Raw genomic sequence first — 25,138 nt, forward strand, 5'->3', positions numbered from 1 at the left:
GCCGATGGTAGTGTGGGGTTTCCCCATGTGAGAGTAGGTCATCGTCAAGATTAAATTCCAGAACCCCTGTTTGCTTACGCAGACAGGGGTTTTGTTCTGGGCGGTCGGAAAGGGTCAAGTGGCTCATCGGACGGCCTTCAGTGCTAAAGTCCATGCCTCGATTTTGCTTTTGCCAAGGAAGCCGTTATGCCGGATGCGATGCCTCTCAGCGCAGGATTCATGGTGGTTCACGGTAACCGCCTGGACGAACTGCGCAGCCTGGTGGTCAGTTGGATGCGCCGTTATCCCCTGGCCCCTCTGGAAAATGAAATCGCCCTGGTCCAGAGCAACGGCATCGCCCAATGGCTCAAGCTGGCCCTGGCCGAAGATCCGGAAGATGACGACATGGGTGGCTGCGGCATTGCTGCGGCGATCGACGTGCAACTGCCCGGCAGCTTCATGTGGCAGCTCTATCGCATGGTCCTGGGGCGCGACGAGATCCCGCCCAAATCCCTGCTCGATAAAGCCCCGCTGACCTGGCGCCTGATGCGCCTGCTCCCCGAGCTGATCAATCAACCGCACTTCGAGCCGCTGCAGCGCTTCCTCACGGACGACTCCGACCTGCGCAAACGCTACCAACTCGCCGAGCGATTGGCCGACCTGTTCGACCAATACCAGGTCTACCGCGCCGACTGGCTGGAAGATTGGGCCGCCGGCCGCCATCAACTGCGTAACGGTCGCGGCGAATCCAAACCCCTCGACCCCGCCAACTGCTGGCAAGCCGAGTTATGGCGCGCCCTACTGCTGGATGTGGGCGAAGCCGGCATGGCGCAAAGCCGTGCCGGTGTGCATCAGCGCTTTATCGAACGGATCAATAGCCTTGAGCAAGCACCGCCAGGGCTGCCTTCCCGAGTGATTGTTTTCGGCATTTCCTCATTGCCCGCCCAAGCACTCGAAGCGCTCGCCGGCCTGGCGCGCTTCAGTCAGGTCCTGCTCTGTGTCCACAACCCCTGTCGCCACCATTGGTCCGACATCGTGGCCGACAAGGACTTGCTGCGTAACGAATACAAACGCCAGGCACGCAAAGCCGGCATGCCGGTCACCATCGACCCGCAAACCCTGCACCAGCATGCTCACCCGTTGCTCGCCGCCTGGGGCAAACAAGGTCGCGACTACATCAGCCTGCTCGACAGCTACGACGATCCCAACAGCTACCGCGCTGCCTTCCGCGACGGCCGCATCGACCTGTTCAGCGACGGCGAACCGACCACACTGCTCAACCAGCTCCAAGACGATATCCTCGAACTGCGCCCGCTCAACGAAACCCGCGACCTCTGGCCCGCCGTCGATCTGCAGCGCGATACCTCAATCCGCTTTCACATCGCCCACAGCGCCCAACGCGAAGTGGAAATCCTCCACGACCAATTGCTCCAACGCTTCAGCGCCGATCCGGCGTTGCGTCCCCGCGACATCATCGTCATGGTCCCCGACGTCGACAGTTACGCGCCGCACATTCGCGCGGTGTTCGGCCAGTTGGACCGCAATGACCCGCGCTTCATCCCCTTCACCCTCACCGACCAGGGCCAACGCGGCCGCGACCCGCTGTTGATCGCCGTCGAACACCTGCTCAAGCTCCCCGACAGCCGCTTCCCGGTCAGTGAAATCCTCGACCTGCTCGACGTCCCGGCCCTGCGCGAACGCTTCGCCATCAAGGAGCGCGACCTGCCGACGCTGCATCGCTGGATCGAAGGCGCCGGCATCCGCTGGGGCCTCAATGCCGAACAGCGCGCCGGTCTTGGCCTGCCCCACGAGCTGGAGCAAAACAGCTGGCGATTTGGTTTGCGCCGTATGCTGCTCGGTTATGCCGTGGGCACGGGTGTCGCCTGTGACGGCATCGAGCCCTACGACGAAATTGGCGGCCTCGACGCGGCCTTGATCGGCCCGCTGGTCGCGTTGCTCGACGCACTCAGCGACGCTCACCAAGCCTTGTCGCAACCTGCGGCTCCGCAAGAATGGGGCGAGCGCCTGCAACGCTTGATGCAGCTGTTTTTCCTGCCCAGCAGCGAACACGACGACTACCTGTTGGGCCAGCTCGAACAGCTCCGCGAAACCTGGCTGGAAACCTGCGAATCCGTCGGCCTGCAGGACGAGTTACCGCTCACCGTAGTCCGCGAAGCGTGGCTAGCCGGTCTCGACCAAGGGCGCCTGTCCCAGCGCTTCCTCGCCGGAGCTGTCAATTTCTGCACCCTGATGCCGATGCGTGCGATCCCGTTCAAGCTGGTCTGCCTGCTCGGCATGAATGACGGCGACTACCCACGCGCCCAACCACCGCTGGATTTCGACCTGATGGGCAGCGACTATCGCCCCGGCGACCGCTCACGCCGCGAAGACGACCGCTATCTGCTGCTCGAAGCCCTGTTGTCAGCCCGCGACCAGCTCTACATCAGTTGGGTCGGCCGCAGCATTCGCGACAACAGCGAGCGCCCGGCGTCGGTATTGATCGGCCAACTGCGCGATCATCTCGCCAGCGGCTGGCAGTCAAGCCAAAGCGACACACCGCTGCTTGACGCGATGACCCAGGAACACCCGCTCCAACCCTTCAGCGCACGCTATTTTCACGCCGGTGACCCGCTGTTCAGCTACGCCCGCGAATGGCAGTTGCTGCACGAAGTCACGGATGCGCCGCCAGACAACACCGAACTGGCGGCCCATCGACAGGAAGAACCCCTGAGCCTCGGCCAGTTGCAGGACTTCCTGCGCAACCCGGTCAAACACTTCTTCAGCCAGCGTCTGAAAGTATTCTTCGAGGCTGCCGAAGTGCCGCTGGCCGATGAGGAACCCTTTGTCCTCGACGCCCTGCAACGCTACAGCCTGAGCGACAGCCTGCTGAACGCCGCGCTGAGCCAGCCCGATCATGTCGACCAGGCGCTCACCGCCCAGGCCCGTCGCCTGCAAGGCAGCGGCCTGCTGCCGATGGTCGGTTTCGGCGAGTGCCTGCGCAACGAACTGATCGAGCCCTTGCCCGGCCTGCTGCAACGCTATCAACAACTGCTGGCCCTCTGGCCCACTCCGCACACTGGTGCGGAACCGATCAGTTTCGAGCATCAAGGCATTCAGCTCGAAGGCTGGATCAGCGGCCTGCATCGGCGCAGTGATGGCGGATTGTTGAGCGTCACCACCATCCCCAACAGCATCGGCTCGATCAAGACCCGCAAGTGGCATCGGCTGATTCGCCCGTGGGTCAACCACTTGGTCGCCTGCGCCTGCGGCCTGCCGTTGAGTACCGCGCTGGTGGCCAGCGACGACACCTTGTTGCTGGCCCCGTTGGAACCCTCCAGCGCCCAGGACATCCTCGGCGACCTGCTGCTGGCCTGGCACGTCGGCATGGCCAAACCGCTGCCCGTCGCGGTTAAAACCGCGTTCGCCTGGCTCGGTCAGACCGACCCGGCCAAAGCTGCGGCGGCCGCGAGCAAAGCCTACGAAGGTGATGGCATCAACACCGATGGCGAGCGCCGCGAAACCCCCGCGCTGACCCGGCAATTCCCCGACTATGCGGCCCTGGTGGCCAGCGAAGCATTCGAAGGCTGGTGCGAAACCTTGTACCGGCCCCTGATCAACGCCGCCTGGCGATCACTCACTGGCGAGGAGGCCGGCGCATGAGCAGTAAACCCTTGGCCCTGGCCTTCCCGCTCAAAGGCAGCCAGCTGATTGAAGCCAGCGCCGGCACCGGCAAAACCTTCACCATTTCCGCCCTGTACCTGCGCCTGGTGCTCGGCCACGGTGGCGATGACGCCGGCTTCGGCCGCGAACTGCTGCCGCCGCAGATCCTCGTGGTGACCTTCACCGACGCCGCCACCAAGGAACTGCGCGAACGCATCCGCATCCGCCTGGCCGAAGCCGCGCGGTTCTTTCGCGATGAGATCCAACAGCCCGACGCCCTGATCGCCGAACTGCGCGATCAATACCCGCCCGCGCAATGGCCGGCCTGTGCCAACCGTCTGGACATCGCCGCGCAATGGATGGACGAAGCCGCCGTTTCGACCATCCACAGTTGGTGCCAGCGCATGCTGCGCGAACACGCCTTCGACAGCGGCAGCCTGTTCACCCAGACCCTGGAAACCGACCACAGCGACCTGCTCGGCGAAGTGCTGCGCGACTACTGGCGGCTGTTTTGCTACCCGATGCACGACGATGCGCTCAACTGGGTGCGCAACAACTGGGGTGGCCCGGCCGCGCTGATGCCACGGGTGCGCGCGCTGTTCGGCAGCGAACGGCCCAGCGGCGAAAGCCGCGAGCCGGCCGAGTTGATCGCTGCGTGCCTGCAAGAACGCCGCGCCGCCCTGGTCGCCCTCAAGGCGCCGTGGCCGCAATGGGCCGACGAGTTGCGCGAGATCTGCCTGCAAGCCGTCGCCGCCAAAGCCGTCGATGGGCGCAAGATGCAAGCGCGTTACTTCGAACCCTGGTTCGAAAAGATCAGCGCCTGGGCCGCGGACGAATCCCTCGAACAGCTGGACATCGGCACCGGCTTCACCCGCCTGACCCCGGACGGCATGGCCGAAGCCTGGAAGGGCGAGCCGCCGCACCACCCGGGCATCGACGCCATGGCCAGCCTCAAGGCCAGCCTGGATGCGCTGCCCACCCCCGACGCCGCCGTGTTGCAACACGCCGCCGCGTGGGTCGGCAAACGCTTCGAAGATGAAAAACGCCGGCGCGCCGAAATGGGCTTCGACGACATGCTGATCCGCCTCAACGCCGCCCTGCAAACCGACGGCGGCGAGCGTCTGGCCAGCGTGATCCGCGAACAGTTCCCGGTCGCCCTGATCGACGAGTTCCAGGACACCGACCCGGTGCAATACAGCATCTTCGACAGCATCTACCGCATCGAAGAAAACCACCTCGACAGCGGCCTGTTCCTGATTGGCGACCCCAAGCAGGCGATCTACGCCTTCCGTGGCGCCGACATCTACACCTACCTGCGCGCGCGCCAATCCACCACCGGCCGGCATCACACCCTGGGCACCAACTTCCGCTCCAGCCACGCGATGGTCGAGGCGGTCAACCATGTGTTCCAGCGTGCGGAAACCGGGCGTGGCGCGTTTCTGTTCCGTAAGCCGAGTGGCGAAAACCCGGTGCCGTTCCAGCCGGTGCTGTCCCAAGGCCGCAAGGAGCAACTGCAGGTCGATGGTCAGACGCTGCCCGCGCTGAACCTCTGGCACCTGCCCACCGATCAGCCGATTTCCAACGCGGTTTATCGCCAGCAACTGGCGGCGGCCTGCGCCACACAGATTGTCGAATTGCTCAACGGCGGGCAGCAAGGCCGCGCTGGTTTCCTACACGCCGACGGCAGCTTCGATGGCGTGTTGCCGTCGGACATCGCCATCCTCGTGCGCGACGGCAAGGAAGCCCAAGCCGTGCGCGGCGAGTTGGCCGCCCGTGGCGTGCGCAGCGTGTACCTGTCGGACAAGGACTCGGTGTTCGCCGCCCAAGAGGCGCACGACCTGCTGGCCTGGCTCAAGGCCTGTGCCGAACCGGACGTCGAACGCCCGCTGCGCGCCGCGCTGGCTTGCGTCACCTTGAACCTGTCACTGCCGGAACTTGAGCGTCTGAACCAGGACGAACTGGCGTGGGAAAGCCGCGTGATGCAGTTCCGTGGCTACCGCGCGATCTGGCGCAGCCAAGGCGTGCTGCCGATGCTGCGTCGCCTGCTGCACGACTTCAAACTGCCGCAAACCCTGATCGCCCGCAGCGATGGCGAGCGCGTGCTGACCAACCTGTTGCACCTCAGCGAACTGCTGCAACAGGCGGCCTCCGAACTGGACGGTGAACAGGCCTTGATCCGCCACCTGGCCGAACACCTCGCGCTGTCGGGGCAGGCCGGTGAAGAACAGATCCTGCGCCTGGAAAGCGACGAGCAACTGGTCAAGGTGGTGACCATCCACAAATCCAAGGGCCTGGAATACGACCTGGTGTTCCTGCCCTTCATCTGCTCGGCCAAACCGGTGGATGGCAGCCGCTTGCCGCTGCATTACCACGATGCCAACGGCAAGTCGCAGGTGAGCTTGCGCCCGACCACCGAGTTGATCGCCCAGGCCGATGACGAGCGCCTGGCGGAAGACCTGCGTCTGTTCTACGTCGCCCTGACCCGCGCCAAACACGCGTGCTGGCTGGGCATTGCCGACCTCAAGCGCGGCAACAACAGCAGCTCGGTGCTGCACCTGTCGGCGCTGGGCTATTTGCTCGGCGCCGGCGCCGCGTTGGCGGAGTCCGCCGGCCTGGCGCGCTGGTTGCTGGACCTGCAGGCAGGCTGTGCCGCCGTGCATTACGCGCCGATGCCCGAAGCCCACGCCAGCGTTTTCCACCCGCCGCGTAACGAAGCCACGCTGCTCGCGCCATTGCTGCCCAAACGCAAGGCTGCGGAAAACTGGTGGATCGCGTCCTACAGCGCCTTGCGCATCGGCGACAGCATGAGCGCCGCCAACCTTGAAGCGCCGGAAAGCCCGCAAGCCCAGAAGCTGTTCGACGACGAACGCCTCGACCCTGACGCACCGCGTGAAGCGGCTGCGTCCGGCAGCGATATTCACCGTTTCCCACGCGGCCCTAACCCCGGCACCTTCCTCCATGGCCTGCTGGAGTGGGCAGGCGAAGACGGCTTCGACGTGACCCCGCAGGCTATCGAAAAGGCCGTGGGCGCGCGCTGCAACCGCCGCAACTGGGAAGGCTGGATCATCACCCTCAGCGGTTGGCTCGGCCATCTGCTGCAAACACCGCTGCCGCTGGATAACGATCAGGTCACGCTCAGCGGCCTGCAGCACTACCAGATCGAAATGGAGTTCTGGTTCGCTAGCCATAAAGTCGACGTGCTCGCCCTCGACAAACTGGTGTGCCAGTACACCCACAACGGCGTCTCCCGCGTCGCAGCGGAACCGGTGTTGCTCAACGGCATGTTCAAAGGCTTCATCGACCTGACCTTCGAGCACGACGGCCGTTACTACGTGGCCGACTACAAATCCAACTGGCTCGGCCCCGATGATTCGGCCTACACCCAGGACGCCATGGAACAGTCGATCCTTGAGCATCGGTACGACCTGCAATACGTGCTTTACCTGCTGGCCCTGCATCGCCAACTCAAGGCGCGCCTGCCGGATTACGACTACGACCGCCATGTCGGCGGCGCGCTCTATCTGTTCCTGCGCGGCACTCGGGCCGCCAGCCAGGGGGCGTACTTCACGCGGCCGCCACGGGCGCTGATCGAGAGCCTGGACCTGATGTTCCAAGGCCAATCGTTACCGCCCAAGGCTGAGCCCGCCTGGGAACAAGGAGTGTTGCTATGAGCCTGTCGCCGTTACCGCTGGAGGCACTGATGCCCCTCAGCCGCGCCGCCGATCTGGTGCAACTGTTCGAACGTTGGGTCGAGCGTGGCTGGCTGCGCGCGCTGGATAAGGCGTTCGTCGGCTTTCTGCACGAACTCGACCCGCAGGCCGACCCCTTGGTGTTGCTGGCCGCGGCCCTGACCAGCCATCAACTGGGCCACGGCCATGTGTGCCTGGACCTGTTCGAGACCCTCAAGGCACCGGATTTCGCCCTGTCCCTGCCGCCGGAAGGCGACCTGCAAACCGGCACCATGCTGCTGCCGTCGCAACTGCTCGCGGGCCTGGACGGCGCGCATTGGTGCCACGCCCTGGCCGCCAGCCCCTTGGTCGCGTTGGCCGTCGACGGCAGCGAGGCCGCGCAAAGTCGCCCGTTGGTGCTGTCCGGCAAACGCTTGTACCTGCGCCGCTATTGGACCTACGAACGGCGCATCGACACGGCCTTGCGCCTGCGCCTGGCCACAGCAGAAAGCCTCGCCGCCGATCTGCCCCAGCGCCTGAACGGCCTGTTCGACCAAGCGCCGCCCGATGGCGTGATCGACTGGCAGAAACTCGCCTGCGCCCTGGCCACTCGCGGGGCGTTCAGTATCGTCACCGGCGGCCCCGGCACCGGCAAGACCACCACCGTGGTGCGCTTGCTCGCGCTGTTGCAGGCGCCGGCCGTGGAAGCCGGCAGCCCGTTGCGCATTCGTCTGGCGGCGCCCACCGGTAAAGCCGCCGCACGGCTTACCGAGTCCATCAGCCAGCAAGTGCTGTCGTTGAATGTGCCTGACAACGTGCGGGAAAAAATCCCGACCCAGGTCACCACCGTCCACCGCCTGCTCGGCAGCCGCCCGGGCACCCGCCACTTCCGTCATCACCTGGGCAATCCATTGCCGCTGGATGTGCTGGTGGTGGATGAAGCCTCGATGATCGACCTGGAAATGATGGCCAACCTGCTTGATGCCTTGCCGCCCCACGCACGCTTGGTGCTGCTGGGCGACAAGGACCAACTCGCCTCGGTCGAGGCTGGCGCCGTACTCGGCGACCTGTGCCGCGACGCCGAGGCCGGCTGGTACAGCGCCGACACCCGCCGATGGCTGCAAGCGGTCAGCGGTGAAGACCTGGGCAACAGCGGCCTGCAGGAAGACCGCGACGGCAGCCATCCGCTGGCCCAGCAAGTGGTGATGCTGCGCTACTCGCGGCGCTTCGGCGAAGGCAGCGGCATCGGCCAACTGGCGCGTTGGGTCAACCAGCAGAACGCCGAAGAAGCCCGACGGTTACTGACCGCGGGCAGCCACCGCGACCTGTTCTGCGTCAGCCTCAAGGGCGAACACGACCACGCATTGGAACGCCTGGTGCTGGACGGGCCGGGCGATGGCGCCGAGGGCTACCGTGCCTACCTGAACCTGCTGCACGCCGCGCGCCCGTCTCTCGACACCCCGCGTGACGACCCCGCCTGGACCCATTGGGCGCAACAACTGCTGCACGCCTTCGACGCCTTCCAACTGCTCTGCGCCGTGCGCAAGGGCCCTTGGGGCGTGGAAGGGCTGAACCTGCGCATCACCGCCGCCTTGCGCAAAGCGCGGCTGATCGACGGCGACGAGCAGTGGTACGAAGGCCGCCCGGTGCTGATGACCCGCAACGATTACGGCCTGGGCCTGATGAACGGCGACATCGGCATCGCCCTGAAATTGCCCGAAAGCGCCGGCGGCCCCCACGTGTTGCGCGTGGCCTTCCCGCGTAACGACGGCCAGGGCGGCGTGCGCTTTGTGCTGCCCAGCCGGCTCAACGATGTGGAAACCGTGTACGCCATGACCGTGCACAAATCCCAGGGCTCCGAGTTCACCCACACCGCGTTGATCCTGCCGGACGCGCTGAACCCGGTGCTCACCAAAGAACTGATCTACACCGGCATCACCCGCGCCAAGCGCTGGTTCAGCCTGATCGAGCCACGCGGCGGGGTGTTCGAAGAAGCCGTGCGGCGCAAGGTCAAGCGCTTGAGCGGGTTGATGCTGGAGTTGGGGCATGAGCCCGGGAAACCTGACTGATCGGTCATTTGGTATTTCGGATTTGAGTGTCATATTTTTCTGAAAAAATAGCGGGACCCTTCGAGGCGTGGCCTCGCGGGGCTTTCCGCCGCTGTGCTATCGTTGCGGCATCACCCCTCGTTGACACCTGAGAGAATCGCTGCATGAACGTGGCTGTCTCGTCCACAGAGCATCGCTTGAGCTGGAGACGCATGTTACTGGTGGCCGTGCTGTGCCTGCTCGCGCCGCGTGCTTTTGCCCAGACGGCCAGCCCCGTGGGCATGGCCGACTCCCGTGCCCAGGCGGTGACCCAGGTGGTGCTGGGTATCCTCAGTTATGCGCGCTGGCCGGTGGAACCGGCGCAATTGCGCCTGTGCGTCGTCGGGCCGACCCAATACACCGACGACCTGGTCAAAGGCACCACCCAAGCCACCGGTCGCCCGGTGGTGGTGCAGCGCCTGCTGGCCGACAACCCCGATATCGTCAATGCCTGCGACGCTGTGTACATCGGCGAACTCAATACCGATGAGCGCAGCCGCTTGTTTGCGTCATTGATGGGCCACCCGGTGCTGAGCATCAGCGAAGGCGGCGACCAATGCACCGTCGGCAGTCTGTTCTGCCTGCGGGTGGGCGATGAGCAGGTGTCGTTCGAGGTCAACCTCGACTCCGTGGCCCGCAGCGGCGTGCGTATTCACCCCAGCGTGTTGCAGCTGTCGCGCCGTCGAGCGCCTGCGTCATGAGATGGACGAAAGCGCAACCGACCCTGCGCTCGGTCATCGGCCGCGGGCACTTGATCCTGGCGTTGGTGGCGGTGACGCTGGCCAGTGTGTCCTTGACCTTGCTCGGGGTGCTGGCGTTGCGCGTGTATGCCGAGCACAATCTGCACCTGATCGCACGCTCCATCAATTACACCGTGGAAGCGGCGGTGGTGTTCAACGACCGTGCGGCGGCCACCGAAGCCCTCAGCCTGATCGCCTCCACCGAAGAAGTGGCCCAAGCCCAAGTCTTCGACGCCAACGGCCGGCTACTGGCGCAGTGGCTACGGCCGGACACCGGGATGTTGTCCCGGGTCGAGCTGCAACTGGCCCATTCTCTGCTCGAACAGCCGATCAGCCAGCCGATCGTTCACCAGGGGCGCACCATCGGCAGCATTCACCTGACCGGTCACGGTGGCAGCCTGTTGCGTTTTTTGCTCAGCGGCCTGGCCGGGATTCTGATCTGCACCGTCCTCAGCGCCTGGGTCGCCGTGCATTTGGCGCGGCGCCTGTTGCAGGGGATTACCGGGCCGTTGCACAGCCTCGCGGCGGTGGCCCACGCCGCGCGCATCGAGCGCGACTTCGACCGCCGCGTGCCACGGGCACAAATCGCCGAACTCGACAGCCTGGGCAACGACTTCAATGCCCTGCTGGAAGAAATGCAAGCCTGGCAAAACCACCTGCAAAGCGAAAACGAAAGCCTTGCCCACCAGGCCAATCACGACAGCCTGACCGGCCTGCCCAACCGCGCGTTCTTCGAAGGCCGCCTGATCCGTGCCCTGCGCAGCGCCGCCAAGGCCAACGAGCGGGTGGCGGTGCTGTTTCTCGACAGTGACCGCTTCAAAGACATCAACGACAACTTCGGTCACGCCGCCGGCGATGCGGTGCTGGTGGCGGTTGCCACGCGCGTGCGCGCGCAATTGCGCGAAGACGACCTGGTGGCACGCCTGGGCGGCGACGAGTTCGCCATCCTGCTCTCGCCGCTGCACAAACTAGAAGATGCCCAGCGCATCGCCGACAAGATCATTGCCAGCATGGACATACCGATTCCGGTGCCGGGCGACACCCACGTGTTGACCTCCCTGAGTATCGGCATCGCCATCTACCCCGATCATGGCGTCACCCCCGGCGCCCTGCTCAACGCCGCCGATGCGGCGATGTACCAGGCCAAACGGTTGTCACTGGGCGGCCAGCAAACGGCGGAGGCGGAGCTCCCCGTCGTCAACGTTCACCACAGGAGTTGATCCCTTGTTCTCGACTGCACGCGTTGTGTTTATCACCTTATTCGTGGCCCTGCTGGCCCTGAGCGGCTGCCAGACACCCCCTCCCAAAGGCCTGAGTCCGGCGCAAGTCGCCGTCCTCAAGCAACAAGGCTTCGAACTGACCGACGACGGCTGGGCGTTCGGCCTGTCGGGCAAAGTGCTGTTCGGCAGCGACGTCGAAAGCCTCAACGCCCCCAGCACGGACATCGTCGAGCGCATCGGCAAGGCGTTGCTGGACGTGGGCATCGACCGCGTGCGGGTAGACGGCCACACCGACGCCTCGGGCAAAGAGAGCTATAACCAGCAACTGTCCCTGCGCCGCGCCAAAAGCGTGGCCACGGTGCTGACCCGCGTGGGGATGAAGGAGGAAAACATCCAACTGCGCGGCCTGGGCAGCAGCCAGCCGGTGGCCGCCAACGACACCGCCGCAGGGCGCACCGAGAATCGTCGGGTGTCGATTGTGGTAAGTACCGACTAAGCGACTTCGCCCATTCCAATGTATGAAATGCAATCCAAATGTGGGAGGGGGCTTGCCCCCGATGGCGGTGTGTCATCCAGTAGATGTGTTGGCTGTCACACTGCTATCGGGGGCAAGCCCCCTCCCACATTTATACCGTGTTCGCTTAACTGCTCGGCGTCAGCGCCTGCGTCAAGTCATCCACCACCGCCTTGCCCATCTCACACAGATAATGCGCCGCCCAGGCGTATTGCTCGCCGCGCACATCCATGGCGGCTTCCATCGCGAGTTTCTTGGCGTAGTAAAGCAGGGTAGAGGCGTGTTCCAGCGCTTCGCCGAGCGGCATGCCCGCGTTGACGCGGAACAGTGGTTTTTCGTTTTCGCCGTAGTCGCCGAAGGTGACGACGCCGAGGGTGGTGAAGGCAGAAAGCGGTGGATCGGGGACGATTTTGGTCATGGTGTTTCTCTTAGGTTAAGAAGTAGAAACCGCCACGGCATGTCGCTAAACATGGAGAGGTGGCAGCTGTACGCAGGTTAGCGAACCGGTAACCTAGGAACCCGGTAGACCCCGAAGGTCTCCCGCGCACAGCCGCCATAACACGATAAAGCTGGCAAAAAATGCCAGCCAAAGTAGTTGAGGAGGTCATACCTACGTTTCTCGGGTCGCTAAACCCAACCGCTGTTTTGCAGCGACCCGAGGAGGCTAGACACTCAAATTCTATGGCGCAATAGGCTGGAGATTCTCTAGGAATCGTCCTGCAATTTAAAGCGAATCGTCGTTGCTGGCCCTTTAATCCGCAAACCGCATCTCCCGCGTCTCCCCCATCAACAACCCCCGATTCTGCTCCGTCACCTCGCGTATGTAGTCCCACAACAACGTAATCCGTTTCAACTTCCTCAAATCCTCCCGGCAATACATCCAGAACTACAGGTAGCAAAGGTCCCACCCAATGATTACGGGGCCTGATGCCATGAAGACCACTGCAAAGCTCTATCCTGTTACAAGTGCTGTCACAAGTTTTGCCATTCATCTGAGGCCGACCACAAGGCTCGCCAAGCTCTACCACTATCGACGCAACGGCATTTACTATCTGCGCCTCAGAGAGACCGGCAGCACCACTCAAGCCACCTCCGTTTCACTTAAGACCACTGACCGAAGGGCAGCTATGGACGCTTCACGACGACTTGCCGAGACCATCAAGGCCTTCCACTTGGATCACCCTCAGGCGACTTTTAGTGAGCTCAGGGAGCATCTGCTATGGGTCGCTGAGAATCTCTTGTCGTCTGCTCATGATGTTCACTCGTTACGTGAATGGGGCGACCTCTATGAAGACGTTAGGACCAACCTGTCGGAGATAGCAGCTACGATGCCGCTGAGTGTTGATCAGCACGAACACATAGCCAAGGCGAGACAGGTTATGAGTGCTGCTCAGGAGCGACTACAGGGCGACTCAGTGCCCTTGGTGAACATCATTAGGGATCTTGAGGGCGGCTCTCAGAGCAACCTGAAGCACGTCAATGGCGTGCCTCTGTCTCTATCTGTATTAGCTCCAATGACCTTTGAGGTTCTCTCGGGTCTCTACATGGCGGACCGGGCAGGTGAGCAGAAAGCCAGCACTCTCAGTTCCACCAAGTTCACTCATGGCGTCCTGTGTACCGAGTTAGGAGCTTTGGACCTTAGGGTGCACACAAGGGCGGATCTTGTGGCATTGAGGGATAGGCTTGCGACCACTCGGAAACCATCAACAGTGAATCAGATGCTGATGAAGCTCTCTGCTGTACTGAATTGGTCGGTTGAGAATGGTCATCTCGATAAGTCATACGACAAGAAACTCAAGTTCACCAAAGGCACTGAGTCGACCCGTAAGGCGTTCTCTCAGGCTCAGATAGGCAGCCTCATGGCCTATGCGAACAAGCTCCCTGAGACATCATGGAAACGCTGGCTGCTGAGCCTTGGCATCATCACTGGTGGCCGACTCAATGAAATCTCTCAGTTGAGCGTGAGCGACATTCAGACCCTTAAGTCAGGCATTGTCGTTATCCACATCAATGAGGTTGGTGAGGGTAAATCCATCAAGAACAAGCGTAGTGAGAGGTTGGTGCCATTGACTGATGGCGCCTATGGCTTCGACCTTCAAGCGTTCCTACGGTATGTCGAGACCTGCAAACAGAGCGGGAATGATTCGTTGGCACAGATCGGCTACAGACCAGCAGGCGAATGGGTCAACCAGCAGGCAATCCCTCAGGCTCTTGGGGAGTCCTATGTAAGGGGCTTAGTGTTCCACTCATTGCGCCACTCATTGGCTTCCCTCATGCAGGCCAAAGGGGTTCCTACGACTCATGCTCAAGCTGTCATGGGGCACGCCTCGGGAACGGTAACCTTTGATATTTATGGCTCGGGTGTCCCGGTGGCGGTCATCGCTGAGATGCTCAATGGTTTGCTCTTGCCTGAGTCTGTGAAGACTGCCCTACTCTGATGGGTGAAGGGTCTGCCGCTTGTCGGTGGACCTACTTTGAAAAACGCAACTTCATGGGCATCGAGCTGGACGTTCTGGTGGGGCACCCTGAGCATGACCTGCTGTTCGTGGCGACTCAAGTGGCTCTCGCAGCCCAGATGAAGAACCCCAAGCAATCGGTTAACGACCTCCGCAACCTCAAGCATGATAGGCCCGGACAACAGCTCTCGACACTGGTAAAGGATAATTTGACCAGTCCTCCGCGAGTCAGATACAGGATTACCGTATCTGTGGTCCTTGCGTAGCACCTCAAGCGGCACTCAGAGGTACAGGCGATCAAGATGGGCGAACTCAATGGTCTATCGAAAGTAGACCTTGGATTACCTAATCGGCCTGATACCCGCCGATGGGAAACAATCTGGCTTGTCCCTGAGGCATCACCCTGCTGGACGTTGCGAGTCAGATACTGGATTACAGGGTCTGTGGTCCTAAGGACATCTCAGGACGTGCTCTCCAACTCCGAGCGCCCCTTCTGACTGAGGCGAACGTCTATCAGTTCCTCCTAAAGGGCCACGCCCGCAAGACCGGAAAGTATGACGCTGAGTCTTCCACCAACCCAGCGGTACTGCGTACCTGATCGCGCTCCTACGTGAAATCTGATCGACTCGCTGGGGCTCAGGCTTGCTCCGTGAGCGTAGGAGCGCGCTTGTGGAAACCTAAAGATGTCCTGAAGGCCCCGCGTTTGTTAGTCGAAACGCTGGTGACGTTAAAAGCCCTCACTATTGCGACAGGCATCCGGCTTGTCGAACAAACAATAGGAGGCCATCACCATGACCAGCTATGACCCCGCTCAACACGAGGCCATCACCACCGCCCAAGCCGAGACCGCCAAGCGTGGCCGAGGCCGACCCACCAAGATCATCGCTAACCTGTTCCACGGCTTCATTGGGCCGACCACTGATTACGGCCAGTATCCTACCTTCGCTATGGACATCCTTGAGGGCATCGCAAGGCTGGACTGGCATGACCGGCCTATCGGGTCTGGTGGCTCGTCTAAGCCCCTCTCTGTGAAGCGCCTCGTGGCAATCCTTGCGGAACTTGAGGTCGTCTCAGCGGCCACCGTAATGGCTCAGTACCGGCTTGGCCTACGACAGGCTCAACGCTACGTGAAAGCCATTGAGCTGGCGATGCCTTACCTACTCAAGAGCCGACCCGATGACCTGACCCACGAGATGCGCTACGGCTTCTTGAAGGAGACCACCCGTACTAACCAATGGGAGGACCAGCTTGAACCGCCAAGCCCTGAGGCACTCGCAAAGCTGCACTACGACCTGAGGACACTGGGCACCGAAAGCACCTCTGATTAAATGCCGCATACTATTAAAACCTCAACGACCATCTTTGAGATCAGAGCATCGACCAGCCTCAGAGAGAGAGGGGTAGTGATAATAATCACCCCTCCCTTTCATCCATCTCATAGACATCTTTAAGGAGAACCAACATGACCAGCTATCAAGCCACCGATACGCTCACTGAAGACGACCTGATCACCCTGTCTCGTGTCTTCCCCACGCCTTCCCGTCCTCAATTGGTCATCGTTAAGAACCTACTCAACGACCGCAAAGCCACCTACAGAACCTATGAGAACGGAATGGTCTGCTTCGACGTTGACGCTCTGATCGAAGAGGTGTCTTTTCGAGGCTCTCCAAGGACGGCCTCAAGGGTCTCCGAACTGGTCTCGCTTGGAGTCAGTCTTCAAGCTCTTGCCAAGACGCCTTTGAGCATCCCAATGGCCGGAAAGGAACCAATTTCGATCAGGCTTTAGCTCCATCGTCAAGGTGACGTTAAAACCCCTCACTGTTGGGACCACACCGAATCACCTGCAAAAGATTCTCTCCCAGCTACCAACGACCGTCGCCACGGTTGTCCTTTCAGATGTCCTCTCAGGCTTGCCATGTCCTGTGATCAAGCATCAGCAATAACTACCCAAACCCCAGAACCTTTTGATCGACCTTGGAAGATGCCCATGAGGCTCCCTCCTTGGCCGTCTGGTCGTGCGCGTGTCTATGGCGCAAGGTCGATCAAAGGGTCACCCAATAGGAGATCCAACATCATGAATATCACCATCACCAAAGTCCTGAAGAACGAAGTAACCGTGTCGGGCCAGACCTTCAGTCGTGAGTACGTCGAGAACGTAATGCTGCCCTTGCTAATGGCCCAATGTGGCCGGAACAACGGCGCAAAGTTCGGAGTGATCAAAGCCTTTGACGAAGCCGGTCTGTCCCTCAAGGCAATCCAAGAGGACGCTCTGACCTACTTCGAGACTAAGCGCCAAGAGGCGGACCGAAAGGCCCGTGAGCAACGTGAGGCCGATGAGCGTGCTGAGCGTCTGCGTGAGCATACGCCCCGTGAAATCGCCCAAGCGAAGGCCGACCGAGAGGCCCGAGCCGCTGCTATCCGTGAGCAGGGCGCCCGTATCCGTGCTGCCTCTCGTGGCAACTCTGGCTGGTAACCCCAGACCATCGCCCCTCATTACTTCCATACCAATCTATTCAGGAGAACCATCCAATGAAACCTAATCAATACGTAGCACCGCATGTAGACACTGTTAAATGGAACATCAACACCATTGACGATAACAACGCTTCAATTCACTTCAACACTGCTGATGTCCGAGCGGAGGCCCTTGCGGCCACCGATCCGTCTGTCTATGTGGCTGCCCTCGTGGAGGCCGCTGAGGACTATCTGAATGGCGATGAGTGGCGTGAGGCTGCCATTGAGGCAACCCCTTGTGAGTTCCGTCCTGCTGGCGCTGAGGCCACTGGTCAACAGATCATCACCATGGCTGACCGTACCGTCACCTTCGACCCTCGCAAGAACTGGGATAACCAGACTGTCGAGAAAGGCGAAGTCCTTGCCGGGTCTGTGATCTTCACCGAGCCAACTGATACCGCTCTGGTCATCAGCCACCGTGCGACCATCCTCGACCATAACATTCAGGCTGGCTTCACCGAGGGCTCCTTGGCTCAGACCGCTGACAAGATGCTCCGTGACATCGAGTACAGTGCCTCTGGGAAGATCGCTGAGATCCTCTCGACTGCTCCAAGTACCGAGGTTGTCTCCGAGGCCAAGCCAACCGGCAAGCCTGTAGAGCAAGCGGAGGACCTTATCGACATCTTGACGATGAACATCAACCAGACCGTGGGCACCGCTCTGTCTGACTTCGTGGTCCTGCTGCCTGTGTCTCTGGTGGCCGTTCTTGAGCGTGCTGCTCAGCGTGCTGGCGTAGGTGACATTGAGGACCTGATTGGTGCCTCCGTGCAGCCTTACAGCGGTACTGACTATGGTCTGTTCCTGCTGCCCAAGATGTTCACCTCGTTGAGCTACCGTGAAGGCCGTGACGGCAACGTCTGGAAGATCCAAGCGACCCGCAATGGTGCCCATCAGGCATGGGACATCGAGATCATGACTGTCGTGGACATCGTGGCTAACGGCAAGGTCAAGGTGAAGCTGACCGCTGATGGTCTCCAGACCCAGACTGTCGCCTTCCCGATGATTACCCGCATCACCCTGAGCTGACCTCAGGGATTCCCTTAGATGCCCCGTAAGTCCGACCCTGAGGGGACCGGCTGGGGCTACCGCTTCACCACGGTATGCAAATTTGCATAGCGTCCTTTGAGGACTCCCCAAATCTGGGGGCGGCTCCACCTTCTGCAAATTTGCAGATGATCCTATCGCCCGTCGCTGGGCAATCAACCAATCCAGTCTTTCTGATAGTGCCTTTCATGCCACGCTGGGTCCCTTTGTCGGGGTCTGGATGCTCGGCTGTGGGTGCGACCTGAAGGGCACTACCAAAAGGAAATCGACACTATGAACATGACCAATGCCCCAATCCCAGTATCCCTCATGGGCCAGGCCTTCTCGGCCAACGCTGATCGCATGTGGCATCTCAACGAGATCCATAAGGGTCTCGACCTGCCGGACTCGAAGTCACCGTCTGAGTGGCGCAATGCAATCTCCATGGAATTACGAACCTCCGGAAATTTGCGGAGCTTGGACGGCAGCGGGACCTTTGCTGATGAGCTGGGGACAATTGCCTACGCCATGTGGGTCTCGACTGACTTCTATCTAATGGTCGCTGGTGCCTTCGTCGCCATGCGTAACAGCGCTGTAGGCGAGCTGAGATCCGCTAAGACCCTCCTTGACGCCAACATGCCCAAGGCTTCGACCCTCGACATGAAAGCCCGTGGCGCTGGTCTGACTTGGACTGAGGCTTGCCGTGTGGCTGGTATCCAACAACCACGCCTTGCCCTCGAAGCTCTGGTCTCTGTGAAGGTCTTTGTGTATCCAGTAGACAACTTCGGGACCCGTGAGGGCTCGCCACGACCGCCAAAGGCTGGCTTCGATTCCGGTGCTTTCGTGAGGGCCTCATCGGACTTTGGAAACCGTGAAGGCTGGCGAGTGAAGACAGCCGGTCTTGATTGGCTCCGTAGCAAAGCAGAGAAGATCAACCTGACAGTGGCCGAAACGAAGGCCGCGAAGGTCAGAGCCAAGTCCAAAGACAAGACCGACCGCTGGGGTATGGTCACCAAGTAACCCTCAAGGAGAACCCCATGGACCACCTACAGGCCCTCTACTGGGTCTGCGTGGCTGTTCATGTGGCCTTTTGGCTGTGGGCGCACAGGCCACCGTAAAGACCTTTCGCGTTTTGCCACAAAAATCTGAGAGACCACCTCATTGCTTCTACGCACCAAGGTTCCCCCGTAGGCCCTCGCGCAGGTCCGCACAGATGCTCGTGTGGGTCCTTATTGTGCCCATGTGCGCCACTGTAAGAACCCTTTCCACTGTCACAAGTGGTGTCACAACTACTGTCACAAGTCGTTGCCAAGACGCTCCTGAGGTCGTTAGGATGAGCTTCCTTTGCTCCCTGTAGACTCTCAGTCTGCGAACCGAAGGACATGCGTTTCGCCCAGCAATAACGGGCGGTTGAGCTCAGTAACTTCCCGGATGTAATCCCACAACAGGGTGATCCGCTTGAGCTTGCGCAAGTCTTCGCGGCAGTACATCCAAAACTGCCGCGTAACCGCAATCTGCTCCCCGAGCACCGGCAATAACCGTGGATCCTGCGCCGCCAAAAAGCACGGCAGAATCGCCATCGACCGTCCTTGCTGCGCTGCCACGTACTGCGCGATCACGCTGGTGCTGCGCAGGCTGGCGCTGGCGCCGGGGACTACGTTGGCCAGGTACAACAGCTCCGAGCTGAAGGCCAGGTCGTCGACGTAGCTGATGAACGGATGCTCGGCCAGATCCGTCGGGCGGTGGATGGGTGGGTGTTGGTCGAGGTAGTCCTGGGTCGCGTACAGCTGCAACTTGTAGTCGCACAGTTTGCAGCATACATACGGCCCGTGTTCCGGGCGTTCCAGGGCGATGACGATGTCGGCTTCGCGCTTGGACAGGCTGATGAAGTGGGGCAGGGGCAGGATGTCGACCGAGATCGCCGGGTAGGTGTCGACGAAGTGGCTCAACTGCGGGGTGACGAAGAAGCTGCCGAAGCCTTCGGTGCAGCCCATGCGGACATGCCCGGACAGCGCCACGCCGGAGCCGGAGACTTGTTCGCAGGCCATGTGCAAGGTGCTTTCGATGGATTCGGCGTAGCCGAGCAAGCGCTGGCCTTCGTTGGTGAGGACGAAACCGCTGGTCCGGGATTTCTCGAACAGCAGGGTGCCGAGTGATACTTCCAGTGAACTGATGCGCCGCGACACGGTGGTGTAGTCCACCGCCAGGCGCTTGGCAGCGACGCTGGCCTTGCGGGTGCGGGCCACTTCGAGGAAAAACTTCAGGTCGTCCCAGTTCAGGGAGCCCAGTGATGTGATGTTTTTTTGCATATTGGACCGGCTTTTATGTGCGTTCTTATTAGAAGTTTGCACATCTATACTCCAAAAACAGTCCGAACGCCTCATCCTCAAGGCGATTCAACGCCTTGGTTCTCTGCCTATAAATACAAATTGGAGACCACATGAACGCATCTGCCGATATTTCCGTGCAACAGGTCAAGTTGTTGATCAACGGTGAATGGGTCGAGTCCAAGACCACCCACTGGCAAGACATCGTCAACCCGGCGACCCAGCAAGTGCTGGCCAAAGTCCCGTTTGCCACCGCTGAAGAAGTCAACGCTGCCATCGACGCCGCCCATCGTGCCTTCCAGACCTGGAAGCTGACCCCGATCGGCGCACGCATGCGTATCATGCTCAAGCTGCAGGCCTTGATCCGCGAGCACTCCAAGCGCATCGCCGTGGTCCTCAGCGCCGAGCAGGGCAAGACCATTGCCGATGCCGAGGGCGATATCTTCCGTGGCCTGGAAGTGGTGGAGCACGCCTGCTCCATCGGCACCCTGCAAATGGGCGAGTTCGCTGAAAACGTCGCCGGTGGTGTCGATACCTACACCCTGCGCCAACCCATCGGCGTGTGCGCCGGGATTACTCCGTTCAACTTCCCGGCGATGATTCCGCTGTGGATGTTCCCGATGGCGATTGCCTGCGGTAACACCTTCGTCCTCAAGCCTTCCGAGCAAGACCCGCTGTCCACGATGCTGCTGGTGGAGCTGGCGCTGGAAGCCGGTGTGCCGGCCGGCGTGCTCAACGTGGTACACGGCGGCAAGGACGTGGTGGATGCGCTCTGCACGCATAAAGACATCAAGGCCGTGTCGTTCGTCGGTTCGACCGCCGTGGGCACCCATGTGTACGACCTGGCCGGCAAACACGGCAAGCGCGTGCAATCGATGATGGGCGCCAAGAACCATGCGGTGGTGCTGCCGGATGCCAACCGCGAACACACCCTCAACGCCCTGGTCGGTGCCGGTTTCGGCGCGGCGGGCCAGCGTTGCATGGCCACTTCGGTGGTGGTGCTGGTGGGCGCTTCCAAGCAATGGCTGCCCGATCTGAAGGCGCTGGCGCAGAAGCTCAAGGTCAATGCCGGCAGCGAAGCGGGCACGGATGTCGGCCCGGTGATTTCCAAGCGTGCCAAGGCGCGCATTCTGGAACTGATCGAAAGCGGCGTGAAAGAAGGCGCCAAGCTGGAGCTGGACGGGCGTGACGTCCAGGTGCCGGGCTTCGAGCAAGGCAACTTCGTCGGCCCGACGCTGTTCTCGGGCGTGACCACCGACATGCAGATCTACACCCAGGAAATCTTCGGCCCGGTGCTGGTGGTGCTGGAAGTCGACACCCTCGATGAGGCCATCGCGCTGGTCAACGCCAACCCGTTCGGCAACGGTACCGGCCTGTTCACCCAGAGCGGGGCGGCGGCGCGTAAGTTCCAGAGCGAAATCGACGTCGGCCAGGTCGGCATCAACATCCCGATCCCGGTGCCGGTGCCGTTCTTCAGCTTCACCGGTTCGCGCGGTTCCAAGCTCGGCGACCTCGGCCCGTATGGCAAGCAAGTGGTGCAGTTCTACACTCAGACCAAAACCGTCACCAGCCGCTGGTTCGATGACGACACGGTCAACGATGGCGTCAACACCACCATCAACCTGCGCTGATTCCGGGAGACGAGCATGAAGATTGCATTTATCGGCTTGGGCAACATGGGCGCGCCCATGGCCCGCAACCTGATCAAGGCCGGCCACGCGCTGAACCTGTTCGACCTGAACCAGACGGTACTCAAGGAACTGGCCGAACTGGGCGGCAGCATCAGCGGTTCACCGCGCGATGCGGCCACCGGTGCCGAGCTGGTGATTACCATGCTGCCGGCCGCTGCCCATGTGCGCAGTGTCTGGCTGGGTGAAGACGGCGTTTTGGCCGGTATCGGCCAAGGCGTGCCGGCGGTGGATTGCAGCACCATCGACCCGCAGACCATCCGCGATGTCGCGGCGGCGGCAGCCAAGCAAGGCGTGGCCGTCGCCGATGCACCGGTCTCCGGCGGCACTGGCGGCGCGCAAGCCGGGACGCTGACCTTCATGGTCGGCGCCAGCGCGGACTTGTTCGCCACCCTGCAACCGGTGCTGGCGCAGATGGGCCGTAATATTGTGCGTTGCGGCGACGTCGGCACCGGCCAGATCGCCAAGATCTGCAACAACCTGCTGCTGGGCATCAGCATGGTCGGCGTCAGCGAAGCGATGGCCCTGGGCGATGCGCTGGGCATCGACACCCAGGTGCTGGCTGGCATCATCAACAGCTCCACCGGGCGCTGCTGGAGTTCCGACACGTACAACCCGTGGCCGGGCGTGATCGAAACCGCGCCGTCATCGCGGGGTTATACCGGTGGTTTCGGTGCCGACCTGATGCTCAAGGACCTGGGGCTGGCCACCGAAGCTGCGCGCCAGGCGCACCAGCCGGTGATCCTCGGCGCTGTGGCCCAGCAGTTGTATCAATCGATGAGCCAGCGCGGGGAAGGGGGCAAGGACTTCTCGGCGATCATCAACAGCTACCGCAAGCCCAAATAGATACCGCCTGTGGCGAGGGCGCTTGCTCCCTCGCCACTATTTATTGCGGTTCAGGCAAACACAAAATACTTACGCACCGTCTCGACCACTTCCCACGTCCCCTTCATCCCCGGCTCCACCACAAAGATATCCCCCGCGCGCAAATGGATCGGCTCCAGGCCTTCTGGGGTGATCACGCAGTAGCCTTCCTGGAAATGGCAGTATTCCCACTTCACGTATTCCACGTACCACTTGCCCGGTGTGCAGATCCAGGTGCCCATGATCTTGCTGCCGTCTTCGCTGGTGTAGGCGTTGAGGTTGACGGTGTGCGGGTCGCCTTCGAGCTTTTCCCATTTGCAGGCATCCAGGACCGGCAAGGGGTGGGTGTCGCGCAGTACGGTGATGGGCTTGGACATGATGACTCCGAGGCAAGTGAACGAGAGTCGAACCCTATAGCGTCGCAGGCAGGGTCAGTGGTCTGAACTCGACATCGGGATGCCCAGAAGCGCAGGGACTGCGATTGTCCGGGAACCGCGAAGTTCATGTGGGAGGGGGCTTGCCCCCGATGGCTGCGGATCAGCTAGCACATGTGTCAACTGACACACTGCTATCGGGGGCAAGCCCCCTCCCACATTGACCCTCGGTGGCAGCGTCACTGTGGCTAGGCGACACTTTTGAGCGTAGATAAGCCGTTTCCTCGCATTAAGTGCGAAAGATTTCCCGCTTGTCGCAGGAATTCGCAAGAAAATTCACGGCTGGCCCTCGTATCATTCACTTCAGTCACGACCGAGAGCCTTGATATGAACCCAATAAAAACGTGGTGGGACATCAGCCCGCCCTTGAGTACGGCGACCCCGACCTGGCCGGGGGATACGCCGTTCCAGGAAGAGCGCGTGTGGCAGTTCGGCCCGGAGTGCCCGGTGAATGTCGGGCGCGTTACCTTGTCGCCGCACACCGGCGCCCATGTCGATGCGCCGCTGCATTACAGCGCGGACGGCGCGCCGATCGGCGAGGTGTCGCTGGACGTGTACATGGGCCCGTGCCGCGTGTTGCATTGCCTGGACAGCGGCGCGCTGGTGCAGCCGCAGCAGTTGCAAGGGCGTGTGGATAACTTGCCGGAACGTGTGTTGCTGCGCACTTATCCACAGGCGCCGCTGACCGAATGGGATGCGAACTTCACCGCCATCGCCCCGCAGACCATCGAGCTGCTCGCCAGCCTGGGCGTGCGCCTGGTCGGTATCGACACGCCGTCCCTGGACCCGCAACAGTCCAAGACCATGGATGCCCACAACGCCGTGGCCCGCCATGGCATGGCGATTCTCGAAGGCATCGTGCTTGATGACGTGCCGGAGGGCGACTATGAACTGATCGCCCTGCCGCTGCGGTTTGCCCACCTCGACGCCAGCCCTGTCCGCGCAATCCTGCGCCCGCTTGTGGAGCCCGCACGATGAGCCAATGTCCCTTCTCAGAGGATTACCAGCCGCCGGAAGAATGGCATAACGCCGAGCTGAATTTTTCCGAGTCCATGAGCTACGGCGACTACCTGGACCTGGGCAAAGTCCTCAGCGCCCAGCACCCGCTGTCGCCGGACCACAACGAGATGCTCTTTATCATCCAGCACCAGACCTCCGAGCTGTGGATGAAACTGATGCTCCACGAACTCAAGGCCGCCCGCGAACACCTGCGCCTGGGCGAGTTGCCGCCGGCGTTCAAGATGCTGGCGCGGGTCTCGCGGATCTTCGATCAACTGGTACACGCCTGGGCGGTGCTGGCGACCATGACCCCGTCGGAGTACAAGGCGATTCGCCCGTTCCTCGGCCAATCGTCCGGGTTCCAGTCGTTCCAGTACCGTGAGATTGAATTCATCCTCGGCAACAAAAGCCCGGCGCTGTTGCGGCCCCACGCCCATCGCCCGCAATTGTTGCAAGAACTGCAGGTGGCGATTGCCACGCCGTCGCTGTACGACGAGGCGATCAACCTGATGGTCAAGGCCGGCCTGACGATCGACCCGCAACGCGCCGAACGCGACCCGACGGCGGCGACGGTTCACGATGCCTCCGTGGAAGCGGCGTGGCGCGAGGTCTACCGCGACCCGAGCCGTTATTGGGACCTGTACCAGTTGGCCGAAAAGTTTATCGACCTGGAAGACTCCTTCCGCCAATGGCGCTTTCGCCATGTGACTACGGTGGAACGGATCATCGGCTTCCAGCCCGGCACCGGCGGCACCGAGGGCGTGGGTTACCTGCGCAAGATGCTCGACACGGTGCTGTTCCCCGAGCTGTGGCGAGTACGTTCCACGCTGTAAACAAAAAGCCCCGGATCACCGGGGCTTTTCATTTGGAATGCAATCAAAAATGTGGGAGGGGGCTTGCCCCCGATAGCGGTGTGACAGCCAACACATCCACTGACTGACACACCGCCATCGGGAGCAAGCCCC

At 61.5% G+C, this 25,138-nt stretch carries 19 protein-coding genes and 1 pseudogene; 16 read left to right on the forward strand and 4 right to left on the reverse strand.

Going from position 1 to position 25,138, the window contains the following annotated elements; all coding sequences use genetic code 11:
* Window positions 1-186 precede the first annotated feature (186 nt).
* The 6 genes from recC (at window position 187) to yfiB (ending at window position 11,850) form a co-directional block, all read left to right on the forward strand.
* Window positions 187-3,639 (forward strand): exodeoxyribonuclease V subunit gamma, encoded by a 3,453-nt coding sequence (recC, locus tag AC07W0_RS22940; RefSeq protein WP_102618631.1) that lies wholly within the window; start codon window positions 187-189, stop codon window positions 3,637-3,639.
* Entirely contained in the window at window positions 3,636-7,310 is a 3,675-nt protein-coding gene (gene recB / locus AC07W0_RS22945) for an exodeoxyribonuclease V subunit beta (RefSeq protein ID WP_102618630.1), read from the forward strand. Before recC ends, recB begins: the two co-directional genes overlap by 4 nt.
* Window positions 7,307-9,376: an exodeoxyribonuclease V subunit alpha gene (recD, locus tag AC07W0_RS22950; protein ID WP_102618629.1), complete on the forward strand. Its 2,070-nt coding sequence runs from the start codon at window positions 7,307-7,309 to the stop codon at window positions 9,374-9,376. Before recB ends, recD begins: the two co-directional genes overlap by 4 nt.
* Before the next feature lie 143 nt (window positions 9,377-9,519).
* Entirely contained in the window at window positions 9,520-10,095 is a 576-nt protein-coding gene (gene yfiR, locus AC07W0_RS22955; protein WP_046382063.1) for a regulatory sequestration protein YfiR, read from the forward strand.
* On the forward strand, window positions 10,092-11,354 hold the full coding sequence (dgcN, locus tag AC07W0_RS22960; RefSeq protein ID WP_017849490.1) for a diguanylate cyclase DgcN/YfiN: 1,263 nt from the start codon (window positions 10,092-10,094) through the stop codon (window positions 11,352-11,354). The genes yfiR and dgcN overlap by 4 nt, the downstream gene beginning before the upstream one ends.
* A 4-nt stretch (window positions 11,355-11,358) precedes the next feature.
* Entirely contained in the window at window positions 11,359-11,850 is a 492-nt protein-coding gene (yfiB, locus tag AC07W0_RS22965) for an outer membrane lipoprotein YfiB (RefSeq protein ID WP_102618628.1), read from the forward strand.
* A 145-nt stretch (window positions 11,851-11,995) separates the two neighbouring features.
* On the opposite strand, the gene AC07W0_RS22970 is transcribed toward yfiB, so the two are convergent.
* Both AC07W0_RS22970 and AC07W0_RS22975 read right to left on the reverse strand, forming a co-directional pair.
* On the reverse strand, window positions 11,996-12,286 hold the full coding sequence (locus AC07W0_RS22970) for a DUF3077 domain-containing protein (protein ID WP_017849488.1): 291 nt from the start codon (window positions 12,284-12,286) through the stop codon (window positions 11,996-11,998).
* Window positions 12,287-12,619: 333 nt separating this feature from the next.
* A pseudogene (locus tag AC07W0_RS22975) lies at window positions 12,620-12,754 on the reverse strand (LysR family transcriptional regulator); the annotation flags it as partial.
* A 46-nt stretch (window positions 12,755-12,800) separates the two neighbouring features.
* On the opposite strand from AC07W0_RS22975, the gene AC07W0_RS22980 reads away from it, so the two are divergent.
* The 6 genes from AC07W0_RS22980 (at window position 12,801) to AC07W0_RS23005 (ending at window position 18,881) form a co-directional block, all read left to right on the forward strand.
* Entirely contained in the window at window positions 12,801-14,306 is a 1,506-nt protein-coding gene (locus tag AC07W0_RS22980) for a tyrosine-type recombinase/integrase (protein ID WP_256580842.1), read from the forward strand.
* 809 nt (window positions 14,307-15,115) lie between these two features.
* Window positions 15,116-15,652, forward strand: a complete 537-nt coding sequence (locus AC07W0_RS22985) for a hypothetical protein (RefSeq protein WP_052960031.1) — start codon at window positions 15,116-15,118, stop codon at window positions 15,650-15,652.
* Window positions 15,653-15,786: 134 nt separating this feature from the next.
* Complete coding sequence (locus AC07W0_RS22990) at window positions 15,787-16,110, forward strand: hypothetical protein (protein ID WP_102618626.1); 324 nt, start codon at window positions 15,787-15,789, stop codon at window positions 16,108-16,110.
* Between the two features lie 288 nt (window positions 16,111-16,398).
* Window positions 16,399-16,797: a hypothetical protein gene (locus AC07W0_RS22995; protein WP_169884293.1), complete on the forward strand. Its 399-nt coding sequence runs from the start codon at window positions 16,399-16,401 to the stop codon at window positions 16,795-16,797.
* 56 nt (window positions 16,798-16,853) lie between these two features.
* The gene (locus AC07W0_RS23000; RefSeq protein WP_102618624.1) at window positions 16,854-17,864 is read left to right on the forward strand and encodes a hypothetical protein; all 1,011 of its coding nucleotides are present in this window, start codon (window positions 16,854-16,856) and stop codon (window positions 17,862-17,864) included.
* A gap of 291 nt (window positions 17,865-18,155) precedes the next feature.
* Complete coding sequence (locus tag AC07W0_RS23005) at window positions 18,156-18,881, forward strand: hypothetical protein (RefSeq protein ID WP_219730847.1); 726 nt, start codon at window positions 18,156-18,158, stop codon at window positions 18,879-18,881.
* Window positions 18,882-19,222: 341 nt separating this feature from the next.
* On the opposite strand, the gene AC07W0_RS23010 is transcribed toward AC07W0_RS23005, so the two are convergent.
* Entirely contained in the window at window positions 19,223-20,170 is a 948-nt protein-coding gene (locus AC07W0_RS23010) for a LysR family transcriptional regulator (RefSeq protein WP_102618623.1), read from the reverse strand.
* Between the two features lie 131 nt (window positions 20,171-20,301).
* Between AC07W0_RS23010 and AC07W0_RS23015 the strand changes: the two genes are divergently transcribed.
* Window positions 20,302-21,819, forward strand: coding sequence for a CoA-acylating methylmalonate-semialdehyde dehydrogenase (locus AC07W0_RS23015; protein ID WP_017849481.1), 1,518 nt, complete (start codon window positions 20,302-20,304; stop codon window positions 21,817-21,819).
* A 15-nt stretch (window positions 21,820-21,834) separates the two neighbouring features.
* Window positions 21,835-22,722, forward strand: a complete 888-nt coding sequence (gene mmsB, locus AC07W0_RS23020) for a 3-hydroxyisobutyrate dehydrogenase (RefSeq protein WP_046488230.1) — start codon at window positions 21,835-21,837, stop codon at window positions 22,720-22,722.
* 50 nt (window positions 22,723-22,772) lie between these two features.
* On the opposite strand, the gene AC07W0_RS23025 is transcribed toward mmsB, so the two are convergent.
* Window positions 22,773-23,117: a cupin domain-containing protein gene (locus AC07W0_RS23025; RefSeq protein WP_010566207.1), complete on the reverse strand. Its 345-nt coding sequence runs from the start codon at window positions 23,115-23,117 to the stop codon at window positions 22,773-22,775.
* Between the two features lie 384 nt (window positions 23,118-23,501).
* Between AC07W0_RS23025 and kynB the strand changes: the two genes are divergently transcribed.
* On the forward strand, window positions 23,502-24,152 hold the full coding sequence (gene kynB, locus AC07W0_RS23030) for an arylformamidase (protein ID WP_026140346.1): 651 nt from the start codon (window positions 23,502-23,504) through the stop codon (window positions 24,150-24,152).
* Complete coding sequence (kynA, locus tag AC07W0_RS23035) at window positions 24,149-25,006, forward strand: tryptophan 2,3-dioxygenase (protein WP_046488227.1); 858 nt, start codon at window positions 24,149-24,151, stop codon at window positions 25,004-25,006. The genes kynB and kynA overlap by 4 nt, the downstream gene beginning before the upstream one ends.
* The last annotated feature ends 132 nt before the right edge of the window (window positions 25,007-25,138 follow it).

The sequence above is a fragment of the Pseudomonas sp. GW704-F2 genome, from assembly GCF_059423025.1.